Consider the following 20127-nt stretch of genomic DNA (forward strand, 5'->3'; position numbering starts at 1 on the left):
TGTACCGAACAGGCCAACCCAACAACGGTAGAATAACGGAACATTATCACTGGTGCTAAACGCCAGTTCCTGCGCGATACGGTTTCCTTGAGTCACGGCATTTTCCTTGTGACAAGTTGTTGCAAAATGATAAATCGCTGCTGAAATTCTGTGCGAAACGCCTGTTTATCATCGTGATAATAGAAAGGTATCACTTGTGGCCGGAGAGACCAATAGGAAAAGCAAAGCAGGAATGAATTGTATCCGTTTGATTTGTAGGATTTTTCTTATGACCACGTTGTTTGCCTGTTTGCGGGCTATCGTTAGTCTCGCCGCAGCAGTAAGGAGTAACAACGCGGGTTATTGTAGTGGCTGTTGACCTTCCACTGTCGAGCCAAAATCATCAATAATTGAGAAGAATACCGTCATATTCTTAGCCGGAATTTGATTACCGACTAGCCCACCATCGATGCTACTTTTCGGCGCGACCATATCGTCATTCCCCAACTTAACCGGGGTTCTCGCGGCACTTTTACTTTGCGCAATCTCCACAGTCTGGAATGTCACATTAAATGGCGTCGGATTGGTGACACGAAAAACCCCGCCACTGCCCTCTGGAACCCATCTGAAAGAGAGTTGGTTAAGCACCCCCTCTGAACTGGCAGGAATACCCGCCGGGCGATAGAACAGTTTGATGCGCGAACGGAAGGCAATTTGCACTTCATTGTCGGCAGCCTGCGGTGAAGCGGTTTTCGGTGGCACTTCTAATACATTCAGCCAAAACATCGATTCGCGATCAGACGGCAGTTGACCGGCAGTACCGGTATAGTAAATGCGAACAGATTTATTGGTTTGGGGATCAAGGCGGAACACTGGAGTATCAACAACAAACGGTACCTTTATCTGCTCAATTGATTTATCCATTTCAGCAATATTGTTATCAACCCACAGTTGCAGTAAAGCTGGGCGATTGCCCTTATTGAGGATCTGCACGCTGCCTGATTTATCATCTCCAGTAACCACCACTCGGGTCAGACCAATAGCAATACCCGCCAGCGCTGTGGTACTGAGCAAGAAGGAGGCAAGGGTCACCGCCGCAAACACGTGATACCGATGCGTGAACCTGCGGATATACAGCATGAGCCAGTACGATAGCGTTTTCATTTATAGATCAACGTAAAAGTAAATGCGCCGTTGACGGAACCACTTTGCACGGTGCTTTCAGTTTGATAAAGCCCGGCGTTCATCGGCACGGTGTAGCTCTGCGTGCTCGCTGAATTATAGCCGCTCAAGGTGTATTCGGTATTCAACACGATAGGTGTATTTGTCTGGCTACGCAATAATACCCCCACGCCTCTGGCAGTAGATCCGCTATTCAACGCTACCACACCATTTGCCGCATTCAGCACATTAGTTGCCGCGCCAAACGTATAATTAATACCCGCCAATCCACCAGGGCAGTTATTAAAATTGAGATTAAATGATCTTAACCCTTCAATATTGCCAATCCCAGTAAATTTATTGCTGGCGACATCCGGTAAATTGACAATCACATCCGGTGTGGTGCAGGTCTGTGTCATTAACTGGATATTCAGGGAATTTGGCGCAAAATCAAATAATCGGTAGCGGGTTGATTCAAGATAACTACTGGCGCCATTGTTATAGGTGCGATAGTTATAGGCATAAGCAGGGTCAAAAGCGGCAGCCCATCCACTGGTTAATGTCGTGGCAATCTTAACAAACTTGATTTGTAGTTCTACGTTCAAGTTAAAATTAGCCCCATTGTTGTAAGGAATAGGGCCTAACAGCGGTGAGGAATAAACTATATTTGCCGCGCTAAAGCCATTCATCGGCTTCCAGTCGCTGCTGAAACCTGCGCCGGTCACGCGAAAACGCAGTGCATAGCCTAAGCCAGCTTTACCGGTATAAGAAAATACACTGTGACTATTGCCATCAATGTTGATTGTCCGGTCGATGCTGTACGGCGAGAACAGCCCTGCCCCAGCCTTAATACTGTCATTCATTGAGGTGGATAATATCTTGCACACCCAGCCCCCTGCGGGGAAGCTTATCCATGAACCAATCGGCGAACCAACCGCGGTGTTGGGCGGAACTCGCAGTGTGGTTGTCGGGCCATAAATATAGTAAGTACCGCTATAGTCACAATCCATGGCAGAGCCCAATGCATTAGCATTATGGCTGATCGCTAAACTACTCATCACCAGTAACCACAGTAAAAGTTGTTTTAGTTGACGGCAGCCGCGCGCTATCGAATCACTGGCTGCACCACAGAACCTGTCCATGTAATATTGCGCTATATTCCGATAAGAACTCATTTGCATATCACCTCTAACTGCCGGAATTCACCCTTAACCAATGTGCTGCTGGGTAATTTATAATCAAAGCCGCAACTATCACCAACGCCCTCACCCCATATCACGCGCAGATGTCCATCTTGCTGGTTCACCCGCACCATGGCTTGCCCGCCCTGAGCGATATAGCCCACACTGGCACCAGTGGCATCTTTCACCTCGGCACCAAACGGCAGTGGTGTGTTATCCGCCCGATGTCCGGTCAATAACATCGAATAGCCACTAGAGGTCTCAAACTTCACCAGTGCCACCGCACCGGCAGTAGGGGCAACCCGTTGACTGGTAGTTTTAAATTCCACATCCGACGATAAGCCTTTTGGATCCAGTTCTACATCATTTTGTCGGTAAGGGCTTAAGTAAGGCACCACCGCCCGGCCACTGCTATCGAGACGCATCCCCGAATAGTTGGCCACACGGGCTCCGGCAGCATCCGGGGCCTCAACAATCCCTACCGTATCGCCCAGATAGGAGGCAAAAACCACACCACCACCGTAGGCGACGATGCCACCAGACATATTGACACTGGCCTGCTCGTAATCATTACTTTTCGAATAACTGCCACCAATAGTCGTTTTAGGCGCCAGCCAACTGCCCGTCACGCCTACAGTGTTGTAGTTACCGTTCACGTCAGTACGGTTATTCGCCGCTGAAACACCATAGTTAAATTGATTATCGTCGCCAGCAGAACCTGAAACCCCGGTTTGAACTGAACTGCTGTCACGAGTGTTGGTGTAACTGGTACTCAACCGCGGTGAACCCCGTTTGCTGCCCAACGGAATGGAGAAAGAGACGCTCAGTTGATTATCCCAATCCCCACTGGACATATTGCGCAGCCGATTAAGAGCTAGGTTATAACTCAGTGACTTATAACTATTATTATAACCGAGTTGGAAATTCATATCGCGACGCTGCCCGCCCCAATAATCCTGCGCATTCGCATTGGCATAAAACGAACCATAACCCTCTGGCAAACCTTGAGTAATACTGATTTGCGCCTGATTGCGGCGACGATACTTAAAACTGTCATCGTAGCGAGTATTACCATCTGGCAGGCTTGAATTGAAAATAGTGTTATTAACTTCGCCATGTTGCAAATAGTCACGCATGCGCATCGCTTCTGACGGCGTATAAAAACCGTCACTGGAATAGTGGTAACTGGCGATGGTCAGGCTGGTATTGGTTTCCGGTAATGAGTTCGCATAGGTAATGCCCATACTCTGACCGTTCTGATCACTCTCACCGGGTAACCTGGTTTGTGCTTGTGTCAAACTAAATGCCACCGCGCCTACGGGAGTATTAAACGCCAGCCCGGCAGAGGCCGATAGATACCCTTCGGCTGCAACCACTCCACCGTTACCGGTGATTAAATTGGATAAGCCATGGCGCAAGGTTCCCATCAAGAGAGCCGGTTTTTCCGCCATTGAATTATCACGATACTCACCGGCCATTAAAGAATAGCGCGTGGTTCCCGGCCGCAATAGCTCGGCAATTGATGCAAATGGCACGGTAAACGACTGCTCGCTACCATCAGCTTCAGTAATAGTGACAATCAGATTGCCGCCCTGACCTGTAGGGTAGAGATCGTCGATGGTAAAAGGCCCCGGTGGCACCGTGGTTTCATAAATAGATTGGCCTTGTTGACGCACCACGACACGGGCGTTAGTACGGGCGATGCCGCGCACTACGGGTGCATAACCACGCTGAGAGTCAGCGAACATACGATCATCCGAGCTTAATTCAATGCCACGATAGCTGAGACTGTCGAATACCTGACCATCAGTATTGGAGTCACCAATCGTCATTTTGCTGTATAAGGATGGCACCGCACGCTCCGCGTAAGTGGCCAGATTTTGATAATCAAATCCCTGACTGTCACTTCGATTTAATGCGCTACGATAGTATAAACGCCAACTTTGCCAGTTGAATCCGCCTAGCAGCCCGAGATATTGATAAGTCTGGCTGCTGGCATCACTCTGATTACTGCGATAACCGGTGTAATCATATTTCAGCGTTGCCGCCGTCACACCGTCATCCCAATATTTGGGATTAACATAGCCACGCGCCTGACGGATTAAGGAAGCCTGTGGGATCTGAATATCCAACCGCTGGGTATTCTCATCAAAAATGGCATTCCCACCGTCCAGCAGAGTACTCAATGACGAGCAAACACTGGCAGTTTCCAGTTGTTTCAGTACATCAGGCGTGAGCTTAGTGGTATCAATTCCGAGTTCATCAAACAACTTTAAGTCAAAACACGGAAGAGCCACTTTAGATTCTGGCGACGGCAACTCAAAGCGTATCGCCTGACGCCCGATCCATTGCTCATTCAAATAGATATCAATACTACGCTCACCTGGAGCAACGGGATTGCCCTCACTATAGCGGCTGGCATCAACAGAAAAACGGAGGAAAGAATCACTGAACTCAACATGTTCAGGGTCTTCAGCACAGGCGGGTAAATTAAATAGCATGCCGCCCAAGCTAAAAATAACAAGGGAGAATGCCGACAAATATTTCGGGCGCTCGTTTTTTTGATAATACATGTAATAATTAAACATTATATCGAGGCCATTTAATAAATATGCACCCGGTGGATGCAGAGAAAGACTAATTAATTATATTTATGTTTTTATTGCGCCAACTTTTGAACACCCTGCGTCTCGCCACCCTGATCATTGATAACAGAATAAAAAACTTGTGTAGTATTATTTATTGGTCCGTTAGCGCTAACCGGTAAGCTAAGCTCAGCAAAAGGTGCAATCATCTTATTATTTATTTTGCTCAAGTTCGCCACCGCCGGGCTCTCTTTTGATGCCCGTAACTCCAATTTTCTAAAGGTTATATAATACGGTGATGCATTTTTTATAACCAGTTGATTGCCCTTTTTAGAAAAGGTCAGATTCGTAATAGCCTGTTCTATCGGCATCGTTAATTCTGCTGGGCGATAGAACATTTTTATTCGGGTACGAAAAGCCAATTGCAATTTATTATCTTCCCCCGTGGCACCTTTAGTGGGTTTAGGCGGAATCTCTAGCAAATTAAACCAAAAAAGCGTTTCACGATCGGTTGCTAAGCCGCTGCCAGTACGGAACAGGCGAATAGTCTGATCCCGTTTAGGATCCAGACGCACTACTGGTGGCGTAACACTAAAAGGCACCTTGATGGTATCAGGACGCGCATTCGCATCACCGTTATCAATCCAGGCTTGAAGAAGAACCGGCATATTACCGGTATTGGAAACCTTAACCACACCTTCACGCTGCTTCTCGTCATAAATAACACGCGTACCCGTGATCATTACTTCAGCACGGGTAACCGTTGCTGCAACCAGTAATGTGACAAAAGCAAAGGCTATAAAGTATGTTTTGCGCATAAGAGTTTCCAATTATAGAGCGAATGAAACAGGGAGCATTAAGCTCCCATTTGGCAACAGATAACATTAGCTATAACAATCACTTGCCACCAGCTACGCTATATCACACGCTTTGATTAATCGTAAACAATAGTATAGTCGACTTGTGTTACAACGGTACCAGCACCAACAGTGCCACTATTCGCATAATATTGTGCGTAGTAGCCCAATGTTGCATCACCAGTGGAAATATCTTCCACCACGCCGCCCTGGCTAGCGCCGCCTACCATGATTGCTGTGCTGCTTTTGTCTAACAAACGAACCTGAACACCAGTTGCTGTACCGCTATTGTTGTTCAACCGGCCAGTGCTGGTCTCAACAAAAGCACCTGGTTCGAAGTAAGCATAAGCGTTATTCAGTGTCGCCCCAGTACAACCAGACAACGAGATATTGAAAGGAGTGGTACCCGCAACGGAGTTGACTGAACTCAGTGCGCTTGCAGAAATAGTCGGTAAGTTAACGGTCCCATCTTTAGTGCCGTTGTTGACAGAGACACCACAAGTCGTATCTGTAATTTGACCGTTAATGGTAATAGTTCCATCAGCAGCAAATGCTGATTGTGCAATAAATACGCTTGCAATAGCAGCGATTAATGCATTGCTAGTTTTAATTTTCATGTTTATTTCCCTGTGCTTTAAAATAAGGTTTTAGACCAATACTATTAATTAGGATTAATATCCTGAATCAGTGACATCCGATTTCGTACGGCTATTATTTCAGCATTTTAAATATTGTCAATCCAGTCCAAAACGTGATGTTATAAATGCATTACCAAATAATAAGAATCACAGAATACAAACAAAAGAAGAGTGGAAATTCACGGCAGGACATATCTCATTCCGTGTGGGAAATTACCTACAATCGATAGATAACATATAAAAATAAGTTATATTCGATATTAAACACGTGAATGACTCATAAATAAAAAAACAATATAAAACAGGCTTGTGGGACTTTTCTTACGCTGATAGATGAGGACATCTTAAAAAAATACCATTCTTAGATATAACACATCAAAAAATGCCAAACATAAATTTAGCCAAAAATGATCTTTACAAATTATTTATAATATTTAAGTGAAAAATATCTATTTATCGAAAAATTAAATTAATATCAACAAATCTCATGACAAAAAGAAACAAAAATAGCCACTTTTATTATCTTATAAACAGAAATAATTATCACTTACTGTTATCTTTTTTGACTCTGCCAATCATTGTAAGCCAGTACGTAATGCCATCTTATGGAGCGATAGCATCACCTCATCTCCACCTGTGTGCCTAATTTACGCGCTAACCCTTTGGCACCTTCTCGCATAACGCTATCATGATTCCAGCGAAATAATGGGGCAGCTATTGGTGCCAGACAGTTCATCCAGCGCGTATTGGTTCGAATATGCCAATCGTAACGAACAATGGTGTCGCTGCCATTGTAAAATAATGACCACTGCCCAATCCCTTCAACTTCACCACTCGCCTGCCCCTCTAACAAATGTAAAGGCATAATGGTTACTACATGAATATCAAAGGTTATCCGATAAGGAAGTACACCTTTCCAGGTATAACGATGTAATGCGCCGATACCCTGTAGATCGCCTTTTTCTATCTCAATGATTTGCTCCAGGCTTTTCCACCAATACGGCCACATATCCGGGTGGCATAAAATATCCCATACTGCCTGAAGCGGTGCCTTGACCTGCCAAATGGTGGAAAACCGATACTCAGCCATACCAGCGAACTCCGCATCAAGGGGTGAAAAAACGCTCAGGAAAATGCAAATTGATAATCATTGCCTCCATAATGACCGTTTCCAGTTGCCTTTCATCCACCCCATAACTGATCACTTTGACAGGCAAATGGGATCGATTATCTAGCCAGATGTCACAGCGATGCACCTTATCCACAGTGAAACCGGCCGGGCCAGTTATTGAGAGGTGCAATACCAGTTGTTGCGCGAAAACCTCCTCACCAAGAATTGCGGTCTTGCCACCTTGTTGCAGGCGCTGGATGTTGTCTAACAACCTTCCAATGTCTGATTGATCCACCCGGTGGCCATTTTTATCGCGTATTAAGGTATTGGTGGGCAAAAGGCTCAGCACAGGTAGCGTGTTTACACCGAAGGGCCATAATCGAACTTTGCCACTGTCAGGGCTATAGACCAGCGCGGCGCCATTGTGGGGTTCAGTAAAATCCATACGCACATATCCCGGCTTACGATAGCTATAACGAATCACCGTAGCCTCGCCTTGTGCTGACAGAGAATGAATTATGACCTGATAGGATTCAATCTGCTCAAAATGGTGTTGAGCGACCCGAATCGGGTCAGAGGTAAGGAGACTCGATATTGGCATGAACATCGGGCTGGCATCACCCGCCATCGCTGCATAGGCAACACTGCCCGGCAGCAGTAGTGCCGTCAGTATTACAATGAAACCGGTTAAGCCGCGAATAGCCTTCTCCTGCATTTGGGATTCATCAGTCAGAACTCTCTGATGTCATAATTAAATATAGGCCTAAATAGCAGCAAACAATCAACAACCCTGATCTATTATTTATCATCTTGCCACGCCAACTTAGTGTGATAAGGATCGCTGAATTTTTTTTCTATAAGTGCTTGAATAATGGCGGAGCAAGCGGGGTTTTCCCCTTAGAAAGGTTATCTTCTCAGTCGTTTTCGGGGCAACCTCTTCAGCCGCTCCGGTATCTCTCCATGAAACGGTTGCGATCATGCACCTTTTTACGGCATGTTTATGGCAACACCTCCCTGCTTTAGATATTCGAATTATCACTTTGTGGGCAACCTGATGATTAAGTGGCTGTGGAAAGCAAATCAACCGCAAGCGGAGATGCTTGCGCAGTGGCAGGAAGCACTGAACATCCCACTGTTGGCTCCGCTGAATGAGCAGGAGCAGCAGCGGCTGGTTTCTGTTGCCAGTAATTTGCTGCAACAAAAGCGGCTGGTGCCATTGCAGGGGTTAGAACTAACACCGCTGATGCAAGCCCGCCTTTGTCTGCTATTCGCACTGCCAGTGATGGAACTCGGCGCCAAATGGTTAGATGGCTTTCATGAAGTCCTTATTTATCCTTCACCTTTTGTGGTTGACGACGACTGGCAAGATGATCTCGGCTTGGTGCACTCTGGTCAAACGGTACAATCGGGTCAAAGTTGGGAACAAGGGCCGATTGTCTTGAACTGGCAAGATATTCAAGATTCCTTTGATTTATCAGGCTTTAATCTGGTTATTCATGAGGCCGCACACAAGCTGGATATGCGTAATGGTGGCAATTCTAACGGGGTGCCTCCTATTGCTATGCGTGATGTAGCTGCATGGGAATATGACCTGCATCAGGCGATGGACAGTATTCAAGATGAGATAGATATGGTAGGTGTCGAGGCTGCCAGTATGGATGCGTATGCCGCCAGTGATCCGGCGGAATGTTTTGCGGTATTATCAGAGTATTTCTTCAGTGCGCCTGAACTATTAGAAAGTCGTTTTCCTGTTGTTTATCAGCATTTCTGCGCATTCTATCGTCAGGACCCACTCGCCAGATTAAAACGTTGGGAAAATGGGTTAGCGGATAATCAAAATACCGATAATATGCAGCCACTAAGTTAATTACCTATACCTTCGTTGAAGCAGTAAAGAGTCGATAGTTAATAATAAATCGCGGACTGGCCTTATTTAGCCGCTATATCCACCCTCTTTGCTCAGATGCTGAGCAGTCAATCGCAATGTACTAATTTAGCGTTGACAGTATCGGGCATGCTAGATATCATGCGCCCCGTTCACACGATTCCTCTGTAGTTCAGTCGGTAGAACGGCGGACTGTTAATCCGTATGTCACTGGTTCGAGTCCAGTCAGAGGAGCCAAATTAGAAAAGCTCGCTTAGGAAACTAAGCGGGCTTTTTGCTTTTGTTTTTTTGATCGTTTTTGTGTGTTACTGGCCGAAGCCTCTTCTCTAAGCCTGCCGATACGGCAGTGAACAGTTATAAAATACACATAACTTGCTGATGGTAAAAGAAAAATAGACTGCGAGGGTAAAAAAGGCTTTTTTAATACTCTCGACAAATCCTGTATAAAATCAATACGTTAGTGTTGGCCGAAAAAAGAGGGTTAAAAATAGAGAATGGTGGCGATGATGCTGCAACCATAAACACTAAACCTTCCTGTAATCAGAATTTTCTGCAACTCACCTTGCTCAACAAATAACAAGAAGTGTAGTGTACTAAACTGGCTTTTTAGCCGTAAAAAAAGCAGATTACACCACTGCTAATGGCGGTTTGGAATACGTTATTTTGCTTCGTTTGCCGTTATCCACCAGCCTATATTTGGATTGATCCTGTGCGGCTATTATCGTACCAGGCCGACATTTTGATATGTTAATTGTTAGATATCCTGGAAATTACAACGTTGTGTGCAACGGAGACATCCGTACAAAAGTGCGAGATGGATATTAGTCGACGCGAAGGAATATGAATATGGCTGAGTTTCAGGATCCGTTTTTCACCAGCACATCAGAAGACGTGGAAGCCGAATACGTTTGTGGTGTTGAGGCCTTACGGGCAGGCGATTGCAACGCTGCAAGTAGACACTTAGGCAATGCTGCTCGGGGAGGTCACGTTTCGGCATTATTCAATCTTTCTCTTCTTTGGGGGGCAGGCAGTGTGACACCCTATGATTTCGATCTGGCGGCAGACTGTTGGTATAAAGCAGCGGAAGCCGGTCATCCTCGAGCCACAGCTATTCTCTGGCAGTTGGAGGCAGCGGATCGAGGTGGATTTGGAGCAAATAATCTCGCTAAATTTGCCAAAGACGCGAATTCTGGGGATAGCCTGATATATTCGATAATGGTTTGTGCCGCCCGCTTTTATGATGTGATTTGCCGAAAATACGGCGCTACGGTGGACGTTATCGCTTATGAATTGGATGCAGCCACAATGAGCAATTTTGATTTCGTTCATTCATTCGTCAAGCGAACTGGCATAAACAAGGACTTCTACGAAGGGGGTTTGAACCGGTTAAAACCCGATTCAGCCGCGGATCAAATCGTTGATGGCCTAAATCAGTTACATGCTGCGATGAGATCGTCAGGTGTAAGTGAAAAGCTCGCTGCCATGGCCCGTTGCTCTATCGTGGGACATATCATTGCAAAATCACCCTACGGAGAGCATTCTCAGCCGCTTCGTGGTATAGATACGTTCTTTATCGAGGATGCAGGATTATTAGCTGAATCACGCGAGAGTCATGCCAACGAAATGGACTTATCTGCCAGGAAGCGGGAGTCTCAGGTCGAGCAAACTCAGAGACAAATCGCAGTTAATCTTGAGCAGATGGGGGCATCGGTCCTCCTCATAACGCAATCAGGGAAAGTCGTTATGACGGCAGACAGCTTGCAAGACCGACCACGCAATTGGTTTGGTGGGAAGGTCATGGAGGTCATGATAAGCCGCCCAGGCTTAGCCCCGTATTTCATCTATTATGAGAACGACGAGTACTACTACAACATGTCTGGGCCTGCTCAGCAGTCCTTTTCCAACGCTCAAGGCTACAACAACTATCGCAGTAACGTATCGCAAGCCCTATGCATGTATTTGGTGGTACACCTGATAGCAACACAGGGCAACGATATAAGTCATCCTGAGATGTCATTCAGTCACAACAGAATACACACAAATGTCATCGCCTACATTGATAGGCTGAATAACTGGTACCCCATTCAACACAACTCGGCAGAATCAAACTCAGCGACAGAACGCAAGGTCGCACAAGTTAATAGGGGCGAGATCGACATTACTGATGTTATTGCCGTTCATCATACATCTCCCTCATAGATTAACCGCGGTTGCGGGGAATAGCCTTTACCGGCAATTCCCCGAACTGATCCAGACGTGCGCGGCTATCTTCCAGAGTTACTGTCCGGTGGGTTGATACCCTGCCACTCCGGTTTATTCGGCATGCCCGCGTCGTCTAACACTCTATAAAATGAACTTCATAAAACTATAAATAAAAGGCTGATTATTATAATGAAGCCACTTTAGGCATTGGTTTTGCGTTCAAATACCTAAAGTGTTACTGAAAATAATTCTTTATTGTCTTCTGTTCATTTCACTGCTTGCCAAAATAAAAGGACCAATACCTTTATTGTCGTTGGTAACCTTTTTCTGAGTACCTAGGTTCTCTTTCAGGATGAGAACATGCGCGAATGGCATCAAATCGCCTTAATAACTTTATGCCGAAATGGTTAATAAAAATCACTACTGTTAAGCGTCAGCCAGCACATTGAGATGGTTTTACAACTACCAAATTAAAAAAGCCCACTTAAGCAACCTCAAGTGAGCTTTTTACTATTTAATCTGCTAATAAGCCCTACAACTCCAGGCTTACACGACCCTCCCCCTATTTACGATTAAGGATACGGAGAAAATCCTGTTTATTTGAGATTAATGAGAGCGCATTGGCAATAATTTCATCACTAAAAATCGAGGCTACATCTTTTAACACATCAATATGCTCCTTTTCTTTAGCAATAACCCCAATGGCAATAAACATAACATTACTTCTATCCCAGATGACACCATCAGGGAATTGAAAAATTTCAACACCGGTTTTAACAATGGTATTTGTGGCTGATTTAGGCAGATGAGGTAAGGTAATACCATTCCCCAAGAATGTAGAGACTTGTTGTTCTCTTTCATTAAGAAAAGAGATACATTCTTGGTTAATATAACCTTTTAATTTAAACTCTTTTCCTATCATTGCTAAAACTTCAGCTTTATTTTTTGCATGACATCCTAAGTGTAGGTTATCAACGGTAATATTATCTATCATTATCTGTCCCCTTTGCGATATGATCTTTTTTATCTCATATAAAAATTATGTTATTAATTACCGGCAGACAGTTCTTCTTCAAGTTGTTCTAATGATTTATTGGATGTTTCTGGTAAGGCGGTAATCACAAAGATAATCGCCAGATAGTTGATAAGAGCAAAAATCAAGAAGACCGGACCTAAGCCAAGTTTCGCCTGAAGCACGGGGAACAAGTAACTCACAATGGCATTCATGATCCACATGAAAAATACTGAGATCCCCATAGATAGGCCACGAATCTTTAATGGGAACAGTTCTGCTAATACGACCCAAGTCAGAAAGCCCATCGTACCCTGCATGACCCCGACAAACAGTGCACCCAGCAACCAAATAACAGTTGCCTTTATTTCACCAACCAGATAATAATCCGCACCAGCAATAATCAAGTGCAGCGTTGCCATCAGGGCAAAACCATACACAATCAGTGTTTTCCGTTTAAAACGATCAACCAGGAACATAACCCCAATAACCATCCCCCCGACAGAAAAAACGCCATTTAACACGTTACAGATTAGCGACATTCTTTCCGAGAATCCGGCAGTTTTTAATATTTCCGTACCATAATACATAATGACGTTAACACCGGTAGTTTGCTGTAAAGCTGCCCAGGCAATACCTACCAAAATTAATTTTAAGATCCACGGTGTTTGAAAAATAATAGCCAAATCATTTTTAGCATACAATTTCTTTTCTTTTTCGATATCAATCAACGTTACGATATCATTAAATTCTTTAATAGCCCGTGGCTCAGGGCGAATTTGTTTTAAAATTACTAATGCCTCTTCCCGCCTATTTTTACTGATCAACCAACGGGGGCTTTCTGGCGAACGCCACATTCCCACTAACAAGCAAATAGCAGGGATAGTTTGAACCAATAGCATATAACGCCAGACCTCAGGTAGATGGCCCCAGGCAATACCAATTACCGCATTTACTGCAAATGCTGCTAATTGTCCAATAACAATGGCAACTTCATTCAACCCGGTAAGTTTGCCCCGCATTTCTGTCGGTGCAACCTCGGATATAAATGTAGGTGCAGTAACCGATGCCCCGCCTACCGCGTAACCAAGCAAAAATCTGGCAATTAAAAGAGTGGTGATATTAGGTGATAATGCACACAATAACGCACCAAAGAAAAAAACGAAGGAGAGATAGAGCAGGTATTTTCTTCGACCAAAAAAGTCAGCCAATTTTCCGCCAAAAACACTACCAATGGCGGCACCGACCAATAGTACACTCATTACCAGGCCCACTGTCGTCGGCGTCAGGGCCATATTTTCTTTCAATGAAGAAAATGCACCATTAATAACACCGGTATCATAACCAAAGAGCAAGCCACCAAATGTAGCGACTAATGTTATTTGATGTAATCGTTTTCTCTGTTGTGCATTGAGATTCATCATTAACGACATATCATTACCTTTTTATTTGATTATCCATTTAATGTCAAAAAGGGTTTCAAAAAACAAAAGTAACTCCTTCTCCACCTTAAAACATGGAGGTGATGAAGAACTTTTTGACACTCTGATTTATTAATAAGATAAATGCAGTTATTGAAGACAAATAAGCTTTATTCCAGAGTGCGATATTATATGATTCTTGCTACGGTTTTTATTTTGCATGATCCTTTTGCGCTCCCAATTTTTAAAATGTACCGATTACCATGGTGGTACTGGTAATACGTTATATTTTGCTACCCCGCCTCAACCGACGTCCCAGCCCCTCATTCTGCTGACAGCACAAACAAAGGTTGCGGCCTGAAACCAACCGACGGCTTGACTGCAATAACCACCACCAATCAATCCAACACTGACTTCTTTCATCTATATCCTCCTGACGAGACAAAAATAGACTATCAATGAATGCTCGCTAGCGGTTTCTGGCGATCCTCAACTGGCGTTATCACTGATAAGTATGTTAACTCACTGTGACACAACATATCATTTTGATTGAAATTAAAATTCTATATCGATCACAACATGGCATTATAATTTCATTTTTGGTGAGGGGAATTTCAGGTAATACAGGTATCTCATCATCAAACACACAATTATCTCACTGATATATAAGTAATATTATACTTAGAATAGATGACGGCACTGATGCGTTATTCACGCTATAATTACAAAAAAATTTACAATTTTGTGACTTAGATAACTATATTATTTCAAAATAAGCCATCAATAGAATAAAATATTTCATTGGTTTTTGACGACTCTAAGTATCAATTTTGGGTGTGATGTTGGTCTGAGTCTGGATTTGTGGCGGGGTTGCGGGCGTCAAAAAAGAAAAGTGATCAAGATAATTGATGAGAAAGCCCCGTATAGCTAAGGTTGGGCGGGGCTTTCGCTATTTGATAGTCTGTTCTGTGAGCTGTTTTCTTTTACAGTGCATAAAAAATCAATACGGCAATACCACCGAATAATATCCATTTAATCAAATAATAGATCCTACGATTCCAGGCTTTCAACCGTTTCCCCACCTTGCGCACTGCATAGATGTATTTAAACATACGATTGACACCACCGGTACGATCCCCCTCTTCGTTGGGGGCTGTGGCTGCACTCATTAAATTGCGCCCCAACCAGTGGTTAATCCATTGCGCCCAGCGGTAACGCATTGGCCGCTCAATATCACAAAACAGGATCAGCCTATTCTGCCCACTCTGATTCTCGGCATAATGAATATAAGTTTCATCAAATAAAATGCCTTGACCGTCACGCCAACTGTAAGTGGTGCCATCAACATCAATAAAACAGCGGTCATCATTCGGGGTGATTAAACCAAGGTGATAACGTAAAGAACCGGCATAAGGATCACGATGCCGAGGCAGGCGGCTACCGTGCGGTAATTCAGCAAACATCGCTGCCTTTACCGAAGGTAATCCGCGTAATAACGAGGTGGTATAGGGGCAAAGTGTCATCGCCGAGGGATGGCTATCTTCATACCATTTCAGATAAAAACGTTTCCAGCCAGTTTTAAAAAACGAATTAAAACCCGCATCATTATATTTATCCGATGCTTTGATTTGCTGGATTTCCATCAGCGCCTTACCTTCATCCCTGATTTGCTGCCAGTTTTCACGCAGCACGGTCAATTCAGGGAAGAGATCCTGCTTTAAATAGGGCGTGGTGGGTACCCGTGAAAACAGATACATAAACACATTGATTGGTGAAACAAATGTCGAATGATCTGAGAGCTGACGCCAGAACTTGTAGCGAACTTTGCCACGAAAATGCACATAGACTACACATAAGATAAAAGCGAATAGCACTATATATTTCATGATGTCCTATCAAATAAATATGGTTGATAGTCAAATATTTAGTCTATATTGATTGAAATTTCCAACTTAAAAAAATAAAAAGTTATTACAACAAGTGACTAGCCCCAACTTAGTAAGCAATAAATGTTTGAATATCACTGTCATTAACAGTGAAACATCCCGTAAAAATGCGGCCTGCTGGGAAGTCACTGCTGAGATCGCGTAATAGCTGCAACTCAAAACGCCCTGATGCCATGGAATAACTCAGGAAACGGGCCTCCAGGAAGTCAAAATAACGCCCTAGCTGTGGATACACCGCTTTAAATAGACTCTCTTTGGCTGAAAAAGCCAATGTCAGTAAATGGTTGAATACTAATGGGCCTTCCTGAAGATCGCGGTACTCCTGCTCACTAAGGATTCCGGGCCATAGATCATTCGCCCTTTCAACTGCAATCAGGCTTTCAATATCTAGCCCAACACCGTGGACATGGGCACTTTGATCAGAATACTCTGTAGCCGGCGTTATAATTTGCGCAGTGCACAGAGCACGTTGGTTGTTATGACTGATGCTGCCAATCAAACCGGCGGGCCATAGTGGCGCGCGATCTAGCCCATTCGCTAACGGATAATTGCGTACTTCAAGCATATTCAGCACTTGTCGGGCGACAAAACGGCCCGCCAGGTATTCGGCACGCCGTTTTGCCACTGCTTTTTGTAAACTGCCGGGAAACGCAATGCCATAAGCAGCAAACAGCTCATCCCGGTATTCATTGACATCAAAATCACATTTTGCCAACAGGCCGTGAAACAATGGTTGGCCATTTAAACCGCTGGCTGGCAGTGCGGCAAAGGTAAAGTTACGAATAAATACCGACGTCACGCGTTATCCTAATCATCTGGATTCATAGGCCTTTATAATAGTAGTTAACCCACAGCACCACAATATCCGAACCTATCCCGATGGCTAAAACACATCAGTGAAAGCAAGTTGCTACCAAAAGCCAAAACACCAATCCCATCAACAAATAACCCAATACGACTTAATTCATTATGAAATGTCACTTCACAATTATTGAAACGCAGTTCCTGACGTTTCTTTTTCTGTGACAATGGTCAATTTAAAAGAAAAAGTAAACAGCTAGGTTAATTACCAGAGGGATAAAGGAATAACCTTTTTTTATATATTGATATATCCGTCAGGTTACAGGTTACAGATACGCACCTGCTGCTTGAATTCTATTGGGTATATACCTATCCCATTATTAAAAATAATCCATTTTATCTTTTGTATAGCGACTTCTGGAGAACACTGAATGAAATTCCCAAAGCCTTTGCCCACACTGTGCCTGGCTATTTCTGCCATATTATTTAGTCAAATGGCCTCTGCTCAACAAATTAAAGCTGCCGATGTTCATCCCAAAGATTATCCTAATGTTGTTGCTGTTAAAAATATGGGTGACAAACTAAAGACCGCAACGGATGGTCGCCTGGAAATTAAAACATTCCCAGGTGGCGTCTTAGGTGATGAAAAGCAAATGATAGAACAGGCTCAAATGGGAGCAATTGATATTATTCGTGTTTCTATGACCCCTGTTGCCTCTATTCTGCCGGAGATCAGTGTCTTTACCCTGCCCTATATGTTCCGCGACGAAGACCATTTACATAAAGTTATTGATGGTCAAATCGGCCAAGAAATCGGTGATAAAATCACTAACAATAAGAACTCAAAATTGGTATTTCTCGGCTGGATGGATGCGGGTACCCGTAATCTGATTACCAAAGAACCGGTGGTTAAACCAGAAGATCTCAAAGGTATGAAAATCCGCGTTCAGGGCAGCCCGATTGCACTGGCTACCCTTAAGGCCATGGGTGCCAACTCACTCAGTATGGGTGTAAGCGAGGTATTCAGCGGGATGCAAACCGGGGTGATTGATGGTACCGAAAATAACGAACCGACCTTTATCGCCCACAATTATCTGCCGGTTGTCAAAAACTATACCCTGAGCGGCCATTTTATTATTCCTGAGCTGTTCCTTTATTCCAAAACAAAATGGGATAAATTATCTGCTGAAGATCAACAAACTATTCTGAAATTGGCCAAAGAAGCACAGGCTGAGCAGCGCGTATTATGGCAAGCCTATGTGCAGCAATCCCATGACAAAATGAAAGCCGGTGGCGTGCAATATCATGAAATGGACCATGACTATTATTATAAAGCCACTCAACCCGTTCGTGATGAATTCGGTAAGGATCATCAAGAACTGATCAAGCAGATTGCAGCCGTGCAATAACATCTTTCCGACAGTATTAAATATTTTAATACTACTGATATTTACCCAAGGTCATGGGGGTTGTAGCCAATGACCCTGGGTACACTGAGGTCTCCGCTATGGCTCGCTATTATCTATCAACGATGGATGCGTTATATCGCCTGTCAATCTGGGTCGCTGGTATTGCCTTAATCATTATGGTTGTGGTTATCCCTATGGGGATATTTGCCCGTTATGTCCAAAACGATGGCTTATCCTGGCCAGAACCCGTCGCCATATTATGTATGGTGACATTTACTTTTATTGGTGCTGCCGCCAGTTATCGTTCTGGTTCACATATTGCTGTCAGTATGGTCACTGATCGGCTCTCTGAGACCGGTAAAAAAGTATGCCTGTTATTGGTTGATTTGCTGATGGTGCTGATAAGCCTGTTTATTTTGGTCTATAGCTACATTCTGTGTAGCGAGCTTTGGTCACAACCAGTGGCTGAGTTCCCATTACTGACAGCCGGACAAAGCTATATTCCTCTGCCAATCGGCTCCGCGATTACGCTGATGTTTATCATCGAGCGGCTATTTTTTGGCCCGCAGACCCACCGCCCGGTAGTGATGATCGGCAATTCATAATTTGGGGAACTTTGCCTTATGGACGCATTTATTTTAGTTTTTACGCTGGCAATCTTGCTGGCTATTGGTGTCCCGGTGGCTTATGCCGTCGGTTTAAGTGCCATCGCCGGTGCATTTTGGATTGATTTACCGTTGGAAGCGGTGATGATTCAAATCACCAGTGGCGTCAATAAATTCTCATTACTGGCCATTCCGTTCTTTATTCTGGCGGGGGCCATTATGGCCGAAGGTGGCATCGCACGGCGGCTGGTGAGTTTCGCCTATATTTTCGTTGGTTTCATCCGTGGTGGTTTGTCGCTAGTTAACATTGTGGCTTCAACATTTTTCGGTGCCATTTCAGGATCATCAGTGGCAGATACCGCCTCCATTGGCTCGGTAATGATCCCGGAAATGGATAAAAAAGGCTATCCGCGTGATTTTGCCGCCGCAGTCACCGCCAGTGGTTCAGTGCAGGCGATATTGACCCCACCCAGCCATAATTCGGTGATTTACTCACTGGCAACCGGCGGCACCGTATCCATCGCGGCACTGTTTATTGCCGGGATTTTACCGGGCTTGCTGCTCAGTTTTACCCTGATGCTAATGTGTGTCGGCTTTGCCTATAAGCGAGGTTACCCTAAAGGTGAACGAGTGCCGTTCCGTCAGGCGCTCAAAATCTTTGTCGATACATTATGGGGGTTGATGACGGTGGTCATCATCATGGGAGGAATTCTTTCCGGGGTATTTACCGCCACAGAATCTGCCGCGATTGCCTGTTTGTGGTCATTCTTTGTCACTATGTTTATCTATCGCGACTATAAATGGTCCGAATTGCCTAAACTGATGTATCGCACAGTAAAAACTGTCACTATCGTGATGATTTTAATAGGTTTTGCCGCCAGTTTCGGCGCTATCATGACCTACATGCAGTTGCCAGAACGTATCACTGAATTCTTTACCTCGGTTTCTGATAACAAATACGTGATTCTGATGTGTATCAATATCATGCTGCTGCTGATTGGCACCTTGATGGATATGGCACCGCTGATTTTGATCCTAACACCGGTACTGATGCCAGTGACCAATTCATTAGGTATTGATCCGGTCCATTTCGGTATGATTATGTTGATCAATTTGGGAATTGGTCTGATCACTCCCCCGGTGGGGTCGGTGCTGTTTGTCGCCAGTGCGGTGAGTAAACAGAAGATTGAACAAGTGGTGAAAGCGATGTTGCCGTTCTACGGCGCACTGTTCCTGGTGCTGATGTTGGTCACTTATATTCCTGAAATATCACTGTGGCTGCCAAGGGTATTTGGCGTGTACACCGGCTGATAAACCGATAATCATGAGTCGGG

The 20127-nt window shown here is 44.4% G+C and carries 16 protein-coding genes, 1 tRNA gene and 1 pseudogene; 6 read left to right on the plus strand and 12 right to left on the minus strand.

The window, feature by feature from the left end; translation table 11 throughout:
* Positions 1 to 92: 92 nt before the first annotated feature.
* From A6J66_007850 to A6J66_007885, 8 genes and pseudogenes are all read right to left on the minus strand, one after another.
* A pseudogene (locus A6J66_007850) lies at positions 93 to 188 on the minus strand (1-acyl-sn-glycerol-3-phosphate acyltransferase).
* Between the two features lie 151 nt (positions 189 to 339).
* A complete protein-coding gene (locus tag A6J66_007855; protein ID PNM24120.1) occupies positions 340 to 1143 on the minus strand; it encodes a molecular chaperone in 804 nt (267 codons plus the stop codon).
* A complete protein-coding gene (locus A6J66_007860) occupies positions 1140 to 2198 on the minus strand; it encodes a type 1 fimbrial protein (GenBank protein ID PNM26930.1) in 1059 nt (352 codons plus the stop codon). The genes A6J66_007855 and A6J66_007860 overlap by 4 nt, the downstream gene beginning before the upstream one ends.
* A gap of 113 nt (positions 2199 to 2311) precedes the next feature.
* On the minus strand, positions 2312 to 4909 hold the full coding sequence (locus tag A6J66_007865) for a fimbrial biogenesis outer membrane usher protein (protein PNM24121.1): 2598 nt from the start codon (positions 4907 to 4909) through the stop codon (positions 2312 to 2314).
* Between the two features lie 71 nt (positions 4910 to 4980).
* On the minus strand, positions 4981 to 5724 hold the full coding sequence (locus tag A6J66_007870) for a molecular chaperone (GenBank protein PNM24122.1): 744 nt from the start codon (positions 5722 to 5724) through the stop codon (positions 4981 to 4983).
* Positions 5725 to 5840: 116 nt separating this feature from the next.
* On the minus strand, positions 5841 to 6380 hold the full coding sequence (locus tag A6J66_007875; protein PNM24123.1) for a type 1 fimbrial protein: 540 nt from the start codon (positions 6378 to 6380) through the stop codon (positions 5841 to 5843).
* A 640-nt stretch (positions 6381 to 7020) separates the two neighbouring features.
* Positions 7021 to 7491 (minus strand): polyketide cyclase, encoded by a 471-nt coding sequence (locus A6J66_007880; protein ID PNM24124.1) that lies wholly within the window; start codon positions 7489 to 7491, stop codon positions 7021 to 7023.
* Positions 7492 to 7507: 16 nt separating this feature from the next.
* Positions 7508 to 8140, minus strand: a complete 633-nt coding sequence (locus A6J66_007885) for a DUF1571 domain-containing protein (GenBank protein ID PNM26931.1) — start codon at positions 8138 to 8140, stop codon at positions 7508 to 7510.
* Positions 8141 to 8566: 426 nt separating this feature from the next.
* Here A6J66_007885 and A6J66_007890 point away from each other — a divergent pair, with 426 nt between their 5' ends.
* The 3 genes from A6J66_007890 (at position 8567) to A6J66_007900 (ending at position 11596) form a co-directional block, all read left to right on the plus strand.
* Positions 8567 to 9379: a DgsA anti-repressor MtfA gene (locus tag A6J66_007890; GenBank protein PNM24125.1), complete on the plus strand. Its 813-nt coding sequence runs from the start codon at positions 8567 to 8569 to the stop codon at positions 9377 to 9379.
* A gap of 179 nt (positions 9380 to 9558) precedes the next feature.
* Positions 9559 to 9634 (plus strand) — tRNA-Asn (locus A6J66_007895).
* 609 nt (positions 9635 to 10243) lie between these two features.
* Positions 10244 to 11596, plus strand: a complete 1353-nt coding sequence (locus A6J66_007900; GenBank protein PNM24126.1) for a hypothetical protein — start codon at positions 10244 to 10246, stop codon at positions 11594 to 11596.
* A gap of 565 nt (positions 11597 to 12161) precedes the next feature.
* Here A6J66_007900 and A6J66_007905 read toward each other — a convergent pair.
* The 4 genes from A6J66_007905 to A6J66_007920 form a co-directional block, all read right to left on the minus strand.
* Positions 12162 to 12593, minus strand: coding sequence for a PTS sugar transporter subunit IIA (locus A6J66_007905; GenBank protein PNM24127.1), 432 nt, complete (start codon positions 12591 to 12593; stop codon positions 12162 to 12164).
* A 53-nt stretch (positions 12594 to 12646) separates the two neighbouring features.
* Entirely contained in the window at positions 12647 to 14044 is a 1398-nt protein-coding gene (locus A6J66_007910) for a sugar porter family MFS transporter (protein ID PNM24128.1), read from the minus strand.
* Positions 14045 to 15015: 971 nt separating this feature from the next.
* The gene (lpxO, locus tag A6J66_007915; protein PNM24129.1) at positions 15016 to 15918 is read right to left on the minus strand and encodes a lipid A hydroxylase LpxO; all 903 of its coding nucleotides are present in this window, start codon (positions 15916 to 15918) and stop codon (positions 15016 to 15018) included.
* A gap of 109 nt (positions 15919 to 16027) precedes the next feature.
* Positions 16028 to 16777 carry a phosphopantetheinyl transferase gene (locus A6J66_007920; GenBank protein ID PNM24130.1) on the minus strand — a complete coding sequence of 250 codons (750 nt, stop codon included), beginning with the start codon at positions 16775 to 16777 and terminating at the stop codon, positions 16028 to 16030.
* 433 nt (positions 16778 to 17210) lie between these two features.
* On the opposite strand from A6J66_007920, the gene A6J66_007925 reads away from it, so the two are divergent.
* The 3 genes from A6J66_007925 (at position 17211) to A6J66_007935 (ending at position 20104) form a co-directional block, all read left to right on the plus strand.
* Positions 17211 to 18188, plus strand: a complete 978-nt coding sequence (locus A6J66_007925) for a C4-dicarboxylate ABC transporter (GenBank protein ID PNM24131.1) — start codon at positions 17211 to 17213, stop codon at positions 18186 to 18188.
* 98 nt (positions 18189 to 18286) lie between these two features.
* Positions 18287 to 18793, plus strand: a complete 507-nt coding sequence (locus A6J66_007930; GenBank protein ID PNM24132.1) for a TRAP transporter small permease — start codon at positions 18287 to 18289, stop codon at positions 18791 to 18793.
* An 18-nt stretch (positions 18794 to 18811) separates the two neighbouring features.
* A complete protein-coding gene (locus tag A6J66_007935; protein ID PNM24133.1) occupies positions 18812 to 20104 on the plus strand; it encodes a TRAP transporter large permease in 1293 nt (430 codons plus the stop codon).
* The last annotated feature ends 23 nt before the right edge of the window (positions 20105 to 20127 follow it).

Source organism: Yersinia enterocolitica (assembly GCA_002082245.2).
GTDB classification, from domain to species: Bacteria; Pseudomonadota; Gammaproteobacteria; order Enterobacterales; family Enterobacteriaceae; genus Yersinia; species Yersinia enterocolitica_E.